The organism is Paenibacillus xylanilyticus (assembly GCF_047246825.1).
In the GTDB taxonomy this organism is placed as follows: domain Bacteria; phylum Bacillota; class Bacilli; order Paenibacillales; family Paenibacillaceae; genus Paenibacillus; species Paenibacillus xylanilyticus_B.
On sequence record NZ_JBFOLB010000001.1, the window covers coordinates 1,391,796 to 1,409,523 of the forward strand.

Annotated in this window: 12 protein-coding genes; 3 read left to right on the forward strand and 9 right to left on the reverse strand. The window is 48.0% G+C overall.

Features of this window, described 5'->3' with window-relative positions; translation table 11 throughout:
- Positions 1-39: 39 nt before the first annotated feature.
- Entirely contained in the window at positions 40-1,182 is a 1,143-nt protein-coding gene (locus AB3N00_RS05890) for a sensor histidine kinase (RefSeq protein ID WP_413035202.1), read from the forward strand.
- Between the two features lie 2 nt (positions 1,183-1,184).
- A complete protein-coding gene (locus AB3N00_RS05895; RefSeq protein WP_413033752.1) occupies positions 1,185-1,784 on the forward strand; it encodes a response regulator in 600 nt (199 codons plus the stop codon).
- A gap of 87 nt (positions 1,785-1,871) precedes the next feature.
- Here AB3N00_RS05895 and AB3N00_RS05900 read toward each other — a convergent pair whose 3' ends face one another.
- The 7 genes from AB3N00_RS05900 to AB3N00_RS05930 form a co-directional block, all read right to left on the reverse strand.
- Positions 1,872-2,810, reverse strand: coding sequence for a hypothetical protein (locus tag AB3N00_RS05900; RefSeq protein WP_413033753.1), 939 nt, complete (start codon positions 2,808-2,810; stop codon positions 1,872-1,874).
- 81 nt (positions 2,811-2,891) lie between these two features.
- A complete protein-coding gene (locus AB3N00_RS05905; protein WP_413033754.1) occupies positions 2,892-3,632 on the reverse strand; it encodes a polysaccharide deacetylase family protein in 741 nt (246 codons plus the stop codon).
- A gap of 391 nt (positions 3,633-4,023) precedes the next feature.
- On the reverse strand, positions 4,024-4,527 hold the full coding sequence (locus tag AB3N00_RS05910) for a ferritin (RefSeq protein WP_095287527.1): 504 nt from the start codon (positions 4,525-4,527) through the stop codon (positions 4,024-4,026).
- 344 nt (positions 4,528-4,871) lie between these two features.
- Positions 4,872-4,991: a dihydroorotate dehydrogenase gene (locus AB3N00_RS05915; RefSeq protein ID WP_175396277.1), complete on the reverse strand. Its 120-nt coding sequence runs from the start codon at positions 4,989-4,991 to the stop codon at positions 4,872-4,874.
- A 93-nt stretch (positions 4,992-5,084) separates the two neighbouring features.
- Positions 5,085-5,342, reverse strand: a complete 258-nt coding sequence (locus tag AB3N00_RS05920; RefSeq protein ID WP_413033755.1) for a YolD-like family protein — start codon at positions 5,340-5,342, stop codon at positions 5,085-5,087.
- A gap of 156 nt (positions 5,343-5,498) precedes the next feature.
- The gene (locus AB3N00_RS05925; RefSeq protein ID WP_413033756.1) at positions 5,499-7,190 is read right to left on the reverse strand and encodes a hypothetical protein; all 1,692 of its coding nucleotides are present in this window, start codon (positions 7,188-7,190) and stop codon (positions 5,499-5,501) included.
- Complete coding sequence (locus AB3N00_RS05930) at positions 7,187-13,906, reverse strand: hypothetical protein (RefSeq protein ID WP_413033757.1); 6,720 nt, start codon at positions 13,904-13,906, stop codon at positions 7,187-7,189. Before AB3N00_RS05930 ends, AB3N00_RS05925 begins: the two co-directional genes overlap by 4 nt.
- 221 nt (positions 13,907-14,127) lie before the next feature.
- Between AB3N00_RS05930 and AB3N00_RS05935 the strand changes: the two genes are divergently transcribed.
- The gene (locus AB3N00_RS05935; protein WP_413033758.1) at positions 14,128-15,252 is read left to right on the forward strand and encodes a GGDEF domain-containing protein; all 1,125 of its coding nucleotides are present in this window, start codon (positions 14,128-14,130) and stop codon (positions 15,250-15,252) included.
- A gap of 83 nt (positions 15,253-15,335) precedes the next feature.
- On the opposite strand, the gene AB3N00_RS05940 is transcribed toward AB3N00_RS05935, so the two are convergent.
- Together AB3N00_RS05940 and AB3N00_RS05945 are read right to left on the reverse strand one after the other, a co-directional pair.
- Positions 15,336-15,857: a hypothetical protein gene (locus AB3N00_RS05940; protein ID WP_413033759.1), complete on the reverse strand. Its 522-nt coding sequence runs from the start codon at positions 15,855-15,857 to the stop codon at positions 15,336-15,338.
- Positions 15,858-15,892: 35 nt separating this feature from the next.
- Entirely contained in the window at positions 15,893-17,554 is a 1,662-nt protein-coding gene (locus tag AB3N00_RS05945) for a diguanylate cyclase domain-containing protein (RefSeq protein ID WP_413033760.1), read from the reverse strand.
- Positions 17,555-17,728 lie beyond the last annotated feature (174 nt).

Consider the following 17,728-nt stretch of genomic DNA (forward strand, 5'->3'; position numbering starts at 1 on the left):
AAAGTTGAGTGCAAGTACAAGTATAAGGAGGAGAATTTCATTCAGAAGTGGTCGCAGCTCTTTTATAAAAATACAGGCTTGAATCCGTACGTATGGCTCGTCTTTTTCATTCTTCCTTTCTATTATATTTCGCAGTATTCAAAACTGTGGACCTTGGTGACAGGAATCGTGATCATTCTTGTCTTCTTCGTCTGTTATTTGCTCGCCTTCATCACCAGGGGCTGGCAGGTATATATGTGGATTGGCCTGCTGATCGCCATATCCATTACCATGACAATCGCATATGATTATGCATACTTCTCACTGTTTCTTGCTTTTTTCATCGGAAACATAAAAAATAAAGCTGGCTTCATTACCCTTTATTCGATCAATTTGGCCGCCAGCTTTCTCACGATAAATTATGGCTTTATTATTCAAAGCTCCCGGCTGCTTAGTCAGTTTCCATTTGTATTCATAAGTCTGATGGCCTCCATTCTTCTCCCTGTGAGCACGTATAACAAAAACAAACGGGAGCAATTGGAAGGACAGCTGGAGAATGCCAACAAACGTCTGGATGAACTGGTGAAAATGGAAGAACGCCAGCGGATTGCCCGAGATTTGCATGATACGCTTGGACAGAAACTGTCCTTGATCGGCCTCAAAACCGATCTGGCGAAACGCTTGCTTCGCGCTAACCCCGAGCAGGCTGAGATTGAATTAAATGACTTGCGACAAACGGCGAGCACAGCCCTGAAGGAAGTCCGGGAAATGGTTACCACGATGCGTGGCACACAGTTGGTCGATGAGCTGTTCCGTGCAGAACAGATTTTGAAGGCCGCTTCGATTGAATTCAAATTGGATGGTAACCCCAAACTGCAGGACACCTCTCAGCTCAACGAAAATGTTCTGGGCATGTGTTTGAAGGAAGCCGTCACGAATGTAGTCAAGCATAGTCAGGCAACAATATGTACCATCAGCCTGAAGGAGACACTCTCGGATAACATTTTGCATGTACATGACAACGGAATTGGCATGGAACAAGGTAGCAATAAAGATCGCCGTGGTACGGGAATCCTGGGCATGAAAGAACGTTTGGAATTTGTTAACGGTTGTCTGGATATCCGTTCCGGAACAGACAGGGACGGAACAGAACTTATTATTCAGGTGCCGAAGCTGGTTCGCAAACCAATCAAGGAGGAATAAAAATGATTAGAATTGTCATCGCCGAAGACCAGCGCATGATGCTGGGCGCCCTCTCTTCCCTGCTTAATCTGGAAGAGGACATGGAAGTGGTCGGCCGTGCGAGCAACGGACAGGAAGCACTGGAGCTCGTCAAGGAACATGCACCGGACATTTGCCTGATGGACATTGAAATGCCTGTCAAAAGCGGGCTGGAAGCTGCAGAGGAACTGAAAGGAATGAACTGCAAGGTCATTATCTTAACGACTTTTGCCCGGACTGGTTATTTTGAACGCGCGCTTAAAGGTGGTGTACGTGGATATCTGTTGAAGGACAGCCCTATTGAGGAATTGGCTGAGACCATTCGCCAGGTCATGAACGGACGTCGGATCTTTGCCCCTGACCTGGTTGATGATGCCTATGTCGAGGAAAACCCGCTTACGGAGCGGGAAAATGCTGTACTTGGCCTGATGGCTGATGGCAAAAATACGAAGGAGATTGCCGGACACCTGTTTATTACAACTGGCACCGTGCGCAACTACATCTCCATTATTCTTAACAAATTAAATGCGAGCAACCGGATTGAAGCCATCACCCGTTCCAAGGAAAAGGGCTGGTTTAAATGAAAGTACCGCTTCAACCCATCAAGACACAAATAATAGCTTGGTCAGGAGCTTCCATATCACTCCCAGCCAAGCTATTTATTTTGCTTATTATTTGACCGATGCAACCATACCTAGTGCTTCATTGGGCACCTGATCCGTTTGAAGCTGGTGGATCTGATCGCCTTCCTGCCAGGAAACGGTGACCTTTACCGTTTTGCCGCCACTCGGATATTCCACGTTCACGAAGCCTTTATCCTTTGGAGCAGGCAGCGTATGTGACTCCAGGTACTCTACCATTTTTTTGGCTATCCCCGGATTGTTCATATTATCTTCGGAGACAGATCGGATTTGAAGCGTCCATCTGCCTTCCTTCCAAGTTAGATACTGACTCCCTGCAGCACCTTCAGCCATGCCTTTAATGCCATGCCCGAGGTCAACTGACATATCTTCGGGAATATTACTCAGATCCGTATCGGGGAAAATCCCTGTGCTGTCCAAGTCTTTAGCGCTTTTCACTTCATAGGAAGCGAGCAAGGCTGGTGCCTTGCTGTTTGAAGCCGTCAATGAAGCATCGTTTACTGGAACAGACTGATCTACCGAATAGAAATTCACTTTGAATGCATCAGCTGTATTTGAAAGAATGGCTGATGCCAGGTGTTTTCCTTGTTCCAGTGGAAATGAAGTCGGCAATACTGCATTGTTCAACTTCAACTGACTGCGAACTTCCTGGATTACCTCGTCTGTGCTGGGCTGACCTTGCGTTCCATGGCTGCTTTCTGAACCGGAATTGGTGGTTTCACCTGCAGTTGTATCGGTACCTCCTGAGGAATTACTACTATTGTTATCAGAGACCGCCGCAGAACCGCTTCCTTCGGTACCATTGGAAAAATCAGCTCCCCCACTACCGGATTGGGTTTGCTCACCAGCAGCTGAAGTAGACGTGTTGCTAGCTTGTGACACGTTGTTATCCTGTCCTCCACATCCTGCCAGCGCGAGCACCACTGCAGTGGTGACAGGAATAGCTATCCAACGTTTTTGCTTTATCATGATGTTGGTCCCTCCTTGATGTCTTTATTTCATTAATTTGTTTGAACAGATAGATGTAACTCAGTGAACCGACCAACTGAATTAACGTTTATCGTTCCAAAAGTTGACCGGCTGTACTTTTTTGGTCAGAATTTTGAATTGATACCCTTCTGCTTTCAAGGTTTTCAACAATTTTGGAAGTACTTTTAACGTTGCTTCCTGATCATGCATCAGCACAACCGGCGCTGTACCGCTCTTTTGAACGTTGTGAATCTGCTTCATCACACTGTTGTAAACCTTCTGATGATCTTTCTTGTATTTCCAATCTTCGGAATCCACATTCCAATCCCACAAATGGAATCCTCCCTGAGCCAGCAGCACGTTACGGAACGTTGACTTGAGGTAAGGCTTACTGCCGTAAGGCGTCCGAACAAGAGTTGTTTTCACTCCAGCGACTTTGTTCAACGTTACATTCGCCTGCTGCATTTCCTTCAAACCGCTGTAGGCAGACTTATAAAACTTACTGGGTACATGTGTTACGCCATGAAGACCCAACCCATGTCCGTCAGCAACAATACGTTTTGTCGCTTTCTGAAATTGCTGCATCTGTGGTCCAAGCATGAAAAATGTCGCTTTTGCATGATACTGATCCAGTATATCCAGCAGTTGTCCGGTATGGGCTGTAGGCCCGTCATCAAAAGTAAGATATATGATCTTTGCATTCGCTTTTGCTCCAGCAGATTTGGAAGCACTTGGCTTCGCGGATACCGACTGAGGCAGCAGGAGTGGAATCATAAGTAAAATGGCAAGAGTGATGAACAACGATTTGCGGATATGTAACATAAATATAAATCTCCCTTGTGTCTAGTATTTCCCCGGGTGTCTATGAATCTTTCATTGCATCCCTTGGCGATATTCCTAATACTAACAAAAAGGACACGCTCCATTCTCGCTCCAAATGCGACGTTCGAGTTACACTTTTGTCAGATTAGCCAATGAAATAAAACGAAATTGATAGATTTGCAGCGAAAAAAACTCCCGTCAGGATAGATCAATTTTGACATATACTTCATTAACCTATTCTGTGAAATCTGATAGACTCATCTCATAAGTTACTGCTAATTTTTAGAATATGCGTTAAAAACACAGCAAAAAAGCTTGCACTAGGCAAGCTCTCCATATGTAGAACGGTATACTCCATTACTGAGAATGGACATGAAATCACAGTACTTGATTACTCTGCAGGAGCAGTGAACGAACGTTTACCAAATTCAGCATCAAGCATGTAGAATGCATTGCTGTCTTTTTCAATGCGGCGCAGCTTCTGAATGATGCTGTCAAACAGTGCTTCTTCCTCCACTTGCTCATCAATGAACCATTTCAGGAAATACATCGTGGCATGCTCACGCTCGTTCAGGGCAAGGTCGGCCAGGTTATAGAATTTCTTCGTGTTTTGCTGCTCATGTGCATATCCGTGCTCAAACACATCCAGCATGGAAGTATATTCATTCTTCGGTTCCGGCAATGCCTCAAGTGTCGCTCGCTGTCCACGATCGTTCAGGAACTTGTATATTTTCATTCCATGGAATCGCTCTTCTTCAGCCTGTACAATGAAAAAATTCGCGAATCCGTCCAGACTTTCACTGGAACAGTATGCTGCCATCGCGAGGTATACATGGGCAGAATAAAATTCAAAGTTCATCTGTTGGTTCAATGCCTGTGTTAGCTCTTTACTCATGATCGACACACCTCATGCTTTCTCTAGGAATGGTCCTATTCTATCATAATGGATGTCCGACTGACATGGATTATCTACCAAATTGGCTTAAGACTGAATTTATGTTCTTTCTATATAATCAGAGAGTTATGTTTCAGTCGGATTCCAATCTGGAAAGCAGGTTAACACGTATGAGTAATTCCATGCAGCTCAAAAAAACAACCGGCATGCCGCAGGCTGGGCCGTTCTCTATCCGGTTGTCATTGTGGTCCTATGCTGGCTGTTCAGCTTTAAATAGCGAGCACGAATCTGAATGAAAAAAGCTCTGCCGGCATGGCAGAGCTTCTTTCAAATGCAAGAACGTATTATACCAAGAACGCTTTGGAGATGATAACCAACAGGATGAACAAAACCAGAATGGCACCTACAGAAGTGAAACCTCCGTATCCGTAGCCTCTTGATTCTCCACCTAATACTTCGCTCATTGACCGTACCTCCTCTGCAACAGGTATGGGTTATCTTATGCAGAAAGAACGGTTTTGACCGGGCGGATGCCCGAAATTCCAATATTGCTTATCTTAATATCGTGGAGATTCCACCCGCATAATATCAAGGAAAGGCACCTTGGCCATAAGCTCCTCTTCGGTGAGCTCTACATGAACGAGTCGTGTTCGTGAATCCAGCTTGACAATAACTCCTTGAACCTGCTCTTCCTTGCCCCATACTGTCAACAGTACTTCCGAACGCTCGTGATATGCTTCAACCAATTGATTACCCAACTCTTCAAGCTCAAACTCGTCCCGGGTAGGTCTTTTTGCAACTTTTGCTTTTGCCAATGTGGAGGCCTCCTCTACAGCTAATCCGACGTCCCGATTCCACGGGTTGTTTGCCGAGGGCATATTCAATTAGTATACCATTCATTTGCGTTCGTGTAATGTCATGACAACAAAATGGAGCAAATTTCCCAATTCATCATTGTAAGCTGCTGGACACTATTCTTCACCGTATTCTATAACGATGCTGTACTCGTTCGACCTTGCTTCGCCGCTTCGTTTTTGCCCGTTTATTTCATACGTAAACAAAGCAGTCAGGAAACCTTTCAGCGTTCCCGTCTCTTCGGGAGATAGTTGTGCTACATAGGAAATGTTTCTCTCTGCGCCTGGCCCCAGCTCCCCCAAATGCAGATACCTTGGCGTAGAGTATTGGGGGATACTCCATTGGACTTGACCTTCTGCTTGCCCTCGCCATTTGGCTCCCGGAGGAAGAACTCCAGCGAGTTGTACACGAGCAGACAGAGAACCTGTATTCTCAACTCGGACTTGAAAAGTAACTGATCCTCCCTGTTCGATTAAAACGGGTATCACTTCAACGTATACCTTGATGATCGGGCTTTTCAGGTAGACTGTTGCTTCATTGGAGACTGCCATACGCTGTACCGTTCGTGAATCCGGCAGCCGATACGTATACAAGAGACGCGCCTGATTAACCAGCTCGAAGTGATTAGGCTGCACTGCTCCTTGCTCCGCAATTTTGGCTTCAAATTGAATATTGATGACAGACCGTGCAGTCAGTGTTCCCAGGTTAAATCCTTTGACCGGATTGGCCCCGGGACGTTTGACACCATTCCAGCCGAGACTTCCTTCCACAAAAGTCATTCCTGCTGGCAGCGAATCCGATACTTTGGCATCTACCGCATAGTTACTTTCATTAGAGATCGTAATGTCATATCGCACGATATCCCCGGCCGAGGCATTCACCGGAAGTACTCTTTTATAGATGGAAATCAAAGGCTGGATTACTTCAAGTGTGACTTCGTTTGAATAAACTGTCTCCTCCCCGCCCGCAGAAATATACTCCAGCACCGCCTGAGTTGGTATGCTCTCAGCATCCCTTACCGCAACCACCTGGACCCGATATTGAATGCGAACGGAACTTCCGGGCTCGATGTCCCCGATTTCTATTCCGGAATCCGGTGTCATCTGGGGAGCGAACATACCATTAACAATGACACTGGCAGGGATAAACACAAGCCCTGGTGACAAAGCAACAGTCACTCGGGTACCTGTGGCAATTAAGAATCCCGGATTGTTCACAACGATACTGTACATGACAATATCCCCTGAGAAGGTCAGGATATGGTCTGTCTGAAGGGCGACCTCCAAACGCGATGAGGTCAGAGTGACCTCAACCGTGTTGGAAAGTTCTCTGCCTGTGACCGTCCTGCCCTCGGGTGTTATAAACTCATAGTTCACTAGCGCCTGGTTGAGCAGCTTCAGTGCCGGAGGCAAATGCACGATGACGACCTGAAAGTGATATCGGAGCGTGGCTCCTGGAGCGACCTCCGCAGGAGGGAGCCCACGCTCCGGTGATGCTCCAGGTAAAGGAATGCCATCGAGAAGTACACTATTGGGAAGAAGTGACGTTTCTTCCGATAACGCATCCACTACATTTACGATGGCCGTTCGATTACCGGTATTCATAATTTCAATCAGGTAAATCAGTGACTGCCCAAGGGCAGCGACAGGAACATTGCAGCCCTTTTTCACTTCAAGTCTTGGTCCAACCCAGGGTGTGACTACCGTATTGGAATACGCCACCTGTTCCAGTTCAGTCGTACCCGAGCTGAATCGAACCAGTGACTGATTCTGTAGCCAGTGGGACAACGGACCGGAAGAATGGCTCATATCACCACGACCTCTACTCTGAATGTAACGGTGACGGATGCACCGGCAGCAATCGAACCTAGCGTGATGCCCGTGTTCGGATTACCGGTAGGCCTTGCCACGCCATCTACCGTTATACTTCCGGGCACAAATACAGTTCCGACGGGTACCGGGTCTACCATGACCACATTATTGACCACTTGGATACCTCTGTTGGTTACAACAACCGTATAGGTGATGACATCACCAACAACAGCATCAATGGCATCTGTACTTTTGACAACCAAGACATCCGGTGAAGAGACAGGAATCACCAGAACGTTGGAGGATACAGTTCCCGTCAACTGACGGCCATCCGGCGGACTAAACGTATAATTGGCCACAGCCTGATTGACCAGCTGCTGATTTTGAGGCAGAAAATCCACGGTAACTTCAAGCGTAACTGTTACATTAACGGATCCGCCCGGCGGTATGGTTCCAACAACAATTCCTGTCTCCGGATTGGCACCCGGCTGTGGAACACCATCAATCAGGACACTGTTCGGAAGAAGAACCGTTCCGTCCGGAATGTCGTCCGTTAATGTCAAATTCGCGGCAAGATTTCCGCTATTGTTAATGGAGAACGAGTAAATGATGGTATCACCAATCGTCGCATTGGATGTACTGGCAGTCTTGGTCACGGCAATAATCGGCTGATAGATTGGTGTTACGACCGTATTCGAGTACGATGCTCCCGAGAAGACACCTGATGTGAAACTTACTGAGGATTGACTGCTCACTACAGGTGGCGTAGGCAGCGAATTGACCCGCACCGCATAGGAAACTGCCACAGATGCTCCTGGTGCCAGCGTACCAAGTGCAATGCCAAGCGCAGGGTTTGCCGAGGAACGCGGAACGCCGTCCACCAGAACGCTGCCGGCAACAAAGGATACGGCTGGATCAATAGGATCGGTTAACACCACATTGTTAACGGGATCTATCCCGTTATTGGTCACAACCATTTCATATACGATGGTGTCACCTACCACGGCATCCACGGCGGTTGTCGTCTTGACTACACTTACATCCGGAGCTGATACCTGAATGTTGAGTGTATTGGAAGTTAGACTGCCTCCCAGTGTTCTTCCGTCCGGCAGCGTATAGGTAAAGGTCGCTGAGGCCTGATTCGTTATCGACTGGCTTAAGGGCAGGGTGACAATGACGACCGAGAACATAACCATGGTCGTAGTGGAAACGACTCCAAGCGGAATGCCCGAGGCCGGATCGGCACCCGGCGCTGAAGCCCCGTTAATAATAACGCTATTCGGCACAAGCTCGGTTCCGGCAGGGATGGTATCGGTCAGCGTGACAGATGCCCCATAGTTCCCGGCATTGGAAATGGCGATGCTGTACACAACGGTATCCCCTACCGTGGCTAACGTCTGATCTCCCGTTTTGACAGCCGTCAGAATGGGTTGATACACCGGAGTTGTAACCGTATTGGAAAATGTGGTGGCTGAGAAAGCGCCAGATGTAAAGCTGACCGTGGACTGATTGTTTAGAACGGTACTTGCCGGGAGCGCAGTAACCTGCACACTAAATACAACGTTTACGGTAACTCCAGGTGCGATGGAACCGAGCGTTATTCCGGTCGAAGGGTTGGCACCTGGACGAAGAACACCATCGACAAACACGCCGCTTGGTGAAAGAACGGTACTTGTCGGCACGGCATCCGTGAAAACCACATTGTTGACCGTCGCGATTCCGTTATTGGTTACTGCGATACTGTACGTTACGATGTCACCAACGGATACAGCCGTGGATGTCGTAGATTTCACCACATCGACATCCGGAGCCGAGACCGAAATAGTCAGCACGTTGGACTGAACAGATCCGGTAATGTTCCGCCCGTCCGGCAATGTATAGGAAAGTGCGACCGAAGCCTGATTCACCAGCTGCTGCGGGCTCGGCAAAGTATCAACAACTACGGAAAAGGTAATGGTTGTTGTAGATCCAGCAGCCACTGTTCCTGCCGGAATGCCTCCTGCTGGATCGGCTGCAGGCAATGGCTGACCATTCACAATGACACTGTTCGGAACGAGAATGGTTCCCGCAGGGATATTGTCCGTCAGGTTAATCTGGGCACCATAGTTTCCCGTATTGGAGACGGTGACCGTGTAGCTAACGGTATCTCCAACGGTAGCGTTTTGTGTACTGGCCGTTTTTTGGGCTGAGAGTATGGGCTGGAAGACGGGTGTGACCACCGTATTGGAGAACGTTGTGCTTGAGAATGCCCCCGATGTAAAACTGACCGTGGATCGATTGCTTAATTGCTCACTTGGCGGGATCGCGTCGACACGGATACTGAAAGTGACCGTGGCGGACGTTCCGGGAGCGAGCGTGCCAAGCGATATTCCCCCTGCCGGATTGGCTGCAGGTTGCACAACCCCATTCACTGTGACACTCCCTGCAACAAAGGAAGCTCCAGCTGGAATCGGATCAGAAAACTGAATATTGTTTACCGGTGCTATTCCGCTGTTCGTTACCAGAATGGAATAAGTGACGGTATCGCCTACAGTAGCCGCAGTCGAAATGGTACTTTTAACCACGGCAACGTTTGGCGACGAGACTGGAAACGTCAGTGTATTTGAAGTGGCTGTTCCTGTTAACGTTCGTCCGTCAGGAGGTGTAAATGTAAAGGAAGACGCAGCAAAATTGCTAAGCTGCTGCGGAGATGGAAGTGAATCCACAACAACGGCGAACGTGACAACAGCAGTCGCTCCCGCTGCAACAATACCTACCGGAATGCCCGATCCGGGCGTCGCTCCAGGCTGTGGCACACCAGATACCACAACACTATTGGCCACTAAGGTAGTGGCGGCAGGAATGGTATCTGTCACCGTAACATTTGCCTCCAGATTGCCTGTGTTGCTGACAGTTACCGTGTATACAACCGTATCACCTACGGTCGCATTTATCGTATTTGCCGTTTTGACGAGTGTAATCTGCGGTTGTATGACCGGAGTCTGTGTTGTATTGGATGATGATGACCCCGAAAATGAACCGGATGTGAAGCTGACCGTCGACTGATTGTTAATCTGTGAAGGGATCGGCATAGTAATCGTCACCTCAAAAGTTACGGTAACCTCGGCTCCTGGAGCCAACGTACCGATTGGAATGCCGGCGGTCGGATTGGAGAGCGGGATTGAAATCCCGTTCACAATGACGCTTCCGGGTACAAATGGGGTATTCGGAGGAAGAGGGTTGACATATACCACATTGTTAACGGCTGCGGTTCCGTTGTTGCGAATAACAGATGTGTACCTGATGACATCCCCAACTACGCCGTACTCTACATTGTCACTGTTTACAACAGTTACATTGGGCAGAGATACAGGGATAGAGATGGTATTCGATGACGAGAATCCGGCAACGGTTCTCCCACTTGGGAGAGTGTAGGAGAATGAAGCCACCGCCTGATTAGTCAATTGCCTGGAATCCGGCAAACTTGTGACCGTTGCTACAAAGGTGACCGTTGCGCTTGATCCTGCAGCGATCGACCCCAGACTGATTCCGGCTGCCGGGCTTACACCAGGCGTAGGTACACCATTAATAATGACGCTGTTCGTACTGAATACAGCTCCTGCCGGGATCGGATCCGTCAAGGTAACTGTTGCGGCAATATTGCCTGTATTGTTGATCTGAAGACTGTAATTAAAAGAATCGCCTACCGTCAGATTGGTTGTGCTTGCTGACTTTACCACTTGGATTACAGGCTGGAATATGGGTGTACTTACCGTGACAGATGAAGAAACGCCATTAAAACTGCCTGACGTAAATGCTGCACCTGCCCGATTGGTTACCGAACCTGTGGACGGAACGGATGTTACTCTGGTCTGGTAGGTCACAGTCACACTATTTGAGCTGTTCAAGGTTCCCACAGCAATTCCCGTAACCGGACTTGCGCTTCCGGCAGCCGTTCCATTGATGGTGACACTGCCTGGCACGAACTCTGAGCCGGACGGCGTATCCGAAATAACGAGATTTTGTACAGCACTAATTCCCGCGTTCGTTGCAATAACGGTGTAGGTAAATACATCTCCTACAGTCGCATCCGGAGTATTTACAGTTTTGCTAATCGATATATTGGGAGCTGATGCAGAGATGCGCACGATATTGGATTGGCTGCTGCCTGAGAGATTTCGTCCACTCGGAAGCTGGTACGTATAACTTGCTGTACCCTGATTTTCCAGTGCTGGCGGAGATGGGAGTGTGCTAAGTGTAGCGCGAAACACCACTGTTGAAGTAGCTCCTGGCAGAAGACTTCCAAGCGTTATTCCGGTCAAGGGGCTGGTTCCGGGGCGTGCAGCACCATTCACAGTTACTGAATCCGGGACAAACGTCAGGCCTGCTGGGATTGTATCGGTAACCGTTACTTGAGCCCCTAAGTTTCCAGTGTTTGTCACTACCTGTGTGTAGGCTAGCTGATCCCCCAGTGTTGCATTCGTTTGACTCGCCGACTTGTTGATGCCAATGATGGGCTGGTATACAGGAGTTGTGATGGGATTGGAGTTGGAAATCCCCGTAAACACACCTGAGCTATAGGACACGGAAGCCCGATTCAGCAGCGAACCTGATGCAGGCAAGGATTGAACAGTAAGCTGAAACGTTACCGTCGCGGAACTTCCGGCATTCAGTGTTCCAATAGAGATACCACTGTTCGGGTTAGCCGATGCTACTGCCCCTCCCCTTACAGTCACACTTCCAGGAACAAATGTTGTTCCTGCAGGGAGAGAATCTGTGAGAATCACGTTGTTAATCGGCTGAATGCCGCCGTTGGTCGTAACCATGGTATAGGTAAACGTCTCACCTACGGCTACGTCGCTGACTGAGGCCGATTTTACCGCTGTTACATTGGGTAATGTCACCGGAATCGTCAAGGTGTTCGATGCTGTTGTTCCGGTTATGGTCCGTCCGTCAGGCGAGTTGAATGAATATGACGCAGTGGCCTGATCCACAAGGGTTGGTGGCGTAGGCAAGCTTGTAACGAGCACTTGAAAGGTTACGGTATTCGTGCTGCCTGCAGCAATACTGCCTAAATTAACACCAGCAGCCGGATTGGCTCCGGCAATTACATTTCCATTCAGAACGAAGCTGCCTGCTACATACGAGCTGCCACTCGGAATGTTATCCGTTAATGTAACGTTGGCAGCCACATTCCCTCCGTTGTTTACCTGAAGGGTATATGTTACCAGGTCACCTACCGTGGCATTGGTTGTACTCGCTGATTTCACAATGGACAGGTTAGGTGAATATACAGGGAGTGTGGAGTTATTGGACGGAATAACGCCTGTAATAATCGGCCCCCCTGCCACACTTTGAAACGTAAAGGCCGCATTTGACGAATTCACCAGCTGCAGGATGCTTGCATCCTGACCAATGAGTGCTCGATAGGTAACGACAATATTGCCGGACAGGTTTAATGATCCCAGCGGAATACCAGCAGTCACATCAAGTGTAGGACGGGACACCCCTGCAACGGTGACGCTCCCTGGAATAAACGTAAGTCCTGCAGGCAGTGAATCGGATAAAACCACGCTTGCCGCACTGGCAGTACCTGCATTGGTTACGGTAACGGTATAGAGAATGCTATCTCCTGCAACCGCACCAGTGGCTGTTGCCCCCTTCGCCACTGTAATTCTCGGTGCATTAATATCAACCTGAATGGCATTGCCGTTAACGATGTAGGCATCTCCCGAGGTCGTTAACGTCAACACGGCTGAAGACTGGTTATTAATCAGTCTCGCAGAGACATCCACATTGGTGATATCCCAGCCTTGGCGTCCACCGGAAATGTTGGAGCCTGGTGCCCCATTAGTCTGATTCCGGGTTCCAAATGTCCCTGTTGTGTTGAGTGCTCCCGTGTCTCCGTTGATTTGGGATGCAAAAAAATTGGCAGCGAGATTGTTGGGCCCCGACAAGGCAACCGAAGTAGTCGAGGTTGGTCCGAATAACGCCTGATCCCCTGTCCGATTCGCGTCTCCCTCTTGTGCACTGAACAGGGCTCTTCCTCCGAGCGCGCCGGAAACGGGAGTCGCAAATCCTGTCAGTGTGGTAACTACGGGCGGAGAAGTGGATTGGACAAGAACTCCCCCAGCACGCAGTGACATGTTCCGGAAAGGCAAATTGGGATTTTGATAAATGACTCCAAGCGTCCAGCCTGCGTGATTGGCTGTCGTATCGTTGTTGATGACGATCGTGCCCACAACTGCTCCAGTGATATATGTACCGGCTCCTCCATTTTGTACAAGCGTCGTAACATTGGCAGAACGCACATAGCCAGCAGCGCCGTTCCCCAGATCAAATTGATTGTATGTCACGGGGTCAGGAGTAACGCTGGATGTCCCTGCAGGTGTGATGAAAGTTACCGGATTGTTGATGGCTGCACTCAGGTTCACATTGCCATTAATATAACTTCCGCCCCAAATCAGTTCTGCATATAGTACAGTGCTGCCTGCAGGAAGAACAAGAACGGCAGCTGAGCTGTTGCTCTGATATAAACTCGTTGTACCAAGCGGATATGTCCCAAAACGTACGGTTGTGTTGGTCGTCGTAAAAGCCCCAATACTGTCGAGTGTTCCAGGTGCCCCTGCTGTTTCGGAACGACTTAGCCCAAGTGTGTTACCCGTAAAAGTAATTGCTCCCGTAGCGTTGACGGTTGAACGAACGACAAGAGGAATAAAGATCACCTCCTTCATCAAGGATTGTAATCATATGAAACGGAGCCTTGGTTCAGTCTATGATGTTCCATCCGTAATTTGTTTGTCCCTCTGAAAACTTTCTGTCCGTTCCTGTAACTTATGTCAGCTTTGTTTTCACCAATTTCATTTAATCATTTGCGTTTTGCACAATCTGTTTTATAATCAACTAATACGAGAGTAATTCTGTCGTATCATTATGATGCAGTCAGCGGTGATATATGAAGAGTTTCCCTACACATAGCAGTCACATTCCAACAGAATATGAATTCAAGCATTCCAAATGGATTAAAAAAATGCTTCGTGCCTACTGGGTTGTCGTGATTACACATTTCGTTGTTCAGATCGGCTGTTTTCTGTTTCTGGAGTATGATCGCACTCCTGAAGATTTCATGATTCATGTTTTATTCTGGCCTACAGCCTCAAGTATTGCTTCCATTCTAATCGCCAGTTGGATCGACCGGCACTTCAGCTCATTCTCGTTCTATGCCATGTCGGCGGCCAGTACAGTTGTTGCGTGGACTATCATTCATGTCAATTACGACATTCGAATCATTCAAGCGATCAGTCTGCTGCCCATTTTCACGTCCGTTTTGTTTTTTAGCAAAAAGCGTGTCTGGATCGCATGTTTAATGCAAACGACAGGTTATATTTTGGTTCTTTTTGATTCAGGTTATCGTTCCTATCTGACTTCATTTGACATGGTCTCCATTCCAGCCTTTCTGATCGTGGGTACATATGTAGCCCAGGTCATTGTCACAAGCGGCGTGGAGGTGCTGGATGATCTGAAGGAGAGCATGTTAGCCAAACAGGAACTGATTGTACGTAATGCGATCATGACCAAGCAGTCCAAAACAGATGGACTTACCAATCTGTATAATCAGAGTTCTTTCAAGGACTATTACGATAAAGCGTATGAATATGCCAAGAGCGGGATGAGTCTTCACTTGGCTCTCATTGATATTGATGATTTCAAATCGATTAATGACACCTATGGTCATCGGGTAGGAGATACTATCCTGGAGAAAGTTTCGCTGGTAATTCAGGAGAACATCACTTCAAGCGATATTGCAGCACGCTACGGTGGTGAAGAATTCGCCTTGCTTATGTTTGAACAGTCTTTCGATCAGGCATATGCACTCATGGAACAGATTCGTCAAAAAATTGCCCTGATGGGTCATCTGGAACTGGAAGGCCAATCCATTACCGTAAGCGTTGGACTCAAAAGTTTCAATGCGCGTCTAACCAAAGAGAAGCTGTTCGAAGAGGTAGATGCCTGCTTATACGCGGCAAAGCGAACAGGTAAGAATAAAACCGTTACCTCCCTTGACCTTGTTCAGGTTTAGGAAAAATAAAAGAGACACCAAAGAGTTGTACCGCGAACCGAATTCGGTTGTGCAGTACAACTTTTTTGTTTCACAATATGTGATTAATCGGCCCATTCCCAGCGATGAGCGTATTGTTCAAGTTTAGGATGAAGGGAATCCGTCTGACCATCGATAAGGAGACGGAGTTTCGTAATCCAATCCTTGAATGAGTCAAATGAAGCAAACAAATTCGCCATTTCAGAGGTCAGATAGAGAAAATGAGGTGCCGGATATTCAGCTGTCAGATGACGCAGAGCAGAATCAATTGGCGTATACTTCTTCCTCTTGCCTTCCAGCCCCTCGACTTTGATGCGGAATTCCATATGATCTCTCCTCCAGTCATGAAGGCGATCCTCCCTTTTATAATAGGCCTGCACTCCATCCTTGCTCATTCGCTTGACGGTGCTCTCATGCAGCGGGTAGAGAACCAGCTGTGTAAACGCACGCGTATCTGAAGCGATTGATGCACGTTCAAGCTGCTCATCTGTTACATGCTCGAATGAATCATAGAAAATCAGTGTACCCTTCCGGCTTGCCGGTGGCGGCTCGTAACCGTAAGGAACCGAAGTATATTTTCCAGACATGTTATCCCTCCCTGTCCGAGTATGTTCATGCTCACCTATCTATTCGTATCCTGTTCTTCATGGTCCTTCTTCAAATCCACATAGAATGTCATTTTATTCTTGCCCGAACGCTTCGATTCATACAATGCTTCATCAGCCATTCGGATAATTTCACTCGGATTGACGCTGTTTGTCGGATACTCGGCACCACCGATACTGCAGCCAATGCGAATCCGTTCATATTCAATGATAAATGGTTTATTCAGACTCTGGATAATTTCTTCCGCATAAGCACTCGCTTCTTCTTTTGGATAAGCCCCGATGGACCGAAGGACAATGAGGAATTCATCTCCGCCCAGTCGAACCGTAATTCCCTTGTCGTGGCTAAGGGCCATCAGACGCTGACCCACTTTTTGGAGCAGGACATCCCCGGTTTGATGTCCACGGGTGTCATTTACCCGTTTGAATCCATCCAGATCCAGATAAAGGAAGGTCAGTGTATGATCGGCACTCTCTGACACAAGAGATTCCTCCAGATACACTTCGAGCGCTGTCCGGTTAGGCAAACCTGTCAGTTGGTCATAATGAGCCAAGTTCTGCATGAAGACCAGTTCCGAGTCTTTATTGGTCAGCGTGGTCAGCATGTCCCTAAGCGACACGGATAACACTTCAATCTCCTTGATCCCCCTGTTCTCCGGAATTTGTACCTGATCACCTGCACGAAGCTGGTCTGCCACTTGAGTTAAACGTGCAATCGGTGATGATATCCGGCGAGAAATAAGCCATCCAATGAGTGCGAACAGTACTGTAACCGCAAGCCCCGCCCAGACGTTAAACCATAACATGTCAGTTACGGAAGCAAAAGCCGTGGACTTGAGCTGACGAACGACTATGGTCCATCCAAGGCCGGGATAATCGAGATGACCCTGGCTGAAGGCCATTCCGGTAACATATTCCGTCCCGTCCGCCCACTTCTCTATGGACCAGCTCGTCTTGTTGATTTCCGCTGCCTGCATTCCCGACAGTTCAAGTGGTTGTCCAATCCTTTCCTCAGGACCAAGAAGGACCGTGTGCTCTTTTTGACTCACGATGAACATCTCGATGTCCTTTTCCCTGTATTTCAAAGGCTCCAGAACAGCCTTCTGCACCTCTTTCGCCCACGCCCAGCTTAAATGCGCAGCCAGTACACCCGCAACCTCACCATCCTTATATTTCAGGGGAAAACTGATATCAACAAATTGCAGCGGTTCTCCGCTTGGATTCGGAAGCAGCTTGGCTAAGAGAACTGCGTTATGTACGTCTCCAATAAACTTACCCTTGATTCCTTCCTGATACACAGGTCGTTCAGACAAATCTTCGCCACGCAAGATGCCATCCGTTGAAGCTAACACTTTTCCCTTCGAATCCATGAATCCTACCCAGGAGAATGAGGGAAAGCTATTCTGTAGCTGATTCAGCAGCATCTGGATTTCGGAGGGATCAAAGCGGTCTTCTAGCGCAGCCATCTGGCCAAGGAGATCCAATTCTCCGGAACGCGCCCACATGAAGCGATCCAACTGGTCCGCTGTTTGGGAAGCCGTGCTGGTCAGGGAGTGACCAATCTCTGTTTCCACAGCTACCGCAGATTTTTGACTGAAAATGTAACCGATCGTTAATGTCACCAGCAAGGATAACACGGCAAAGGTCATGGTAAGTATGGTTCTAAGTTTGTAGGACATGTTGGCCTCCAGTAATCGGTGAAACCATCTTGCTTTCAACACTAGACATGCTGGAAAGGACACATGGGATGTCACCTGTTCGTTTTCATCTTTATCGGAAAACATGCCCTGTTTTATTATACACGTCACATCCAAAGTTATATCGCCGTTACATACTCAGGAACCGCGGGTTTC

What these genes read in the sequence shown, in the direction of transcription:
- AB3N00_RS05900 (WP_413033753.1), bottom strand. Translation starts at nt 2,810, where the DNA reads ATGATAAAGCAAAAACGTTGGATAGCTATTCCTGTCACCACTGCAGTG.
- AB3N00_RS05910 (WP_095287527.1), bottom strand. Translation starts at nt 4,527, where the DNA reads ATGAGTAAAGAGCTAACACAGGCATTGAACCAACAGATGAACTTTGAA.
- AB3N00_RS05940 (WP_413033759.1), bottom strand. Translation starts at nt 15,857, where the DNA reads ATGTCTGGAAAATATACTTCGGTTCCTTACGGTTACGAGCCGCCACCG.
- AB3N00_RS05930 (WP_413033757.1), bottom strand. Translation starts at nt 13,906, where the DNA reads ATGAAGGAGGTGATCTTTATTCCTCTTGTCGTTCGTTCAACCGTCAAC.
- AB3N00_RS05905 (WP_413033754.1), bottom strand. Translation starts at nt 3,632, where the DNA reads ATGTTACATATCCGCAAATCGTTGTTCATCACTCTTGCCATTTTACTT.
- AB3N00_RS05895 (WP_413033752.1), top strand. Translation starts at nt 1,185, where the DNA reads ATGATTAGAATTGTCATCGCCGAAGACCAGCGCATGATGCTGGGCGCC.
- AB3N00_RS05945 (WP_413033760.1), bottom strand. Translation starts at nt 17,554, where the DNA reads ATGTCCTACAAACTTAGAACCATACTTACCATGACCTTTGCCGTGTTA.
- AB3N00_RS05925 (WP_413033756.1), bottom strand. Translation starts at nt 7,190, where the DNA reads ATGAGCCATTCTTCCGGTCCGTTGTCCCACTGGCTACAGAATCAGTCA.
- AB3N00_RS05935 (WP_413033758.1), top strand. Translation starts at nt 14,128, where the DNA reads ATGAAGAGTTTCCCTACACATAGCAGTCACATTCCAACAGAATATGAA.
- AB3N00_RS05915 (WP_175396277.1), bottom strand. Translation starts at nt 4,991, where the DNA reads ATGAGCGAAGTATTAGGTGGAGAATCAAGAGGCTACGGATACGGAGGT.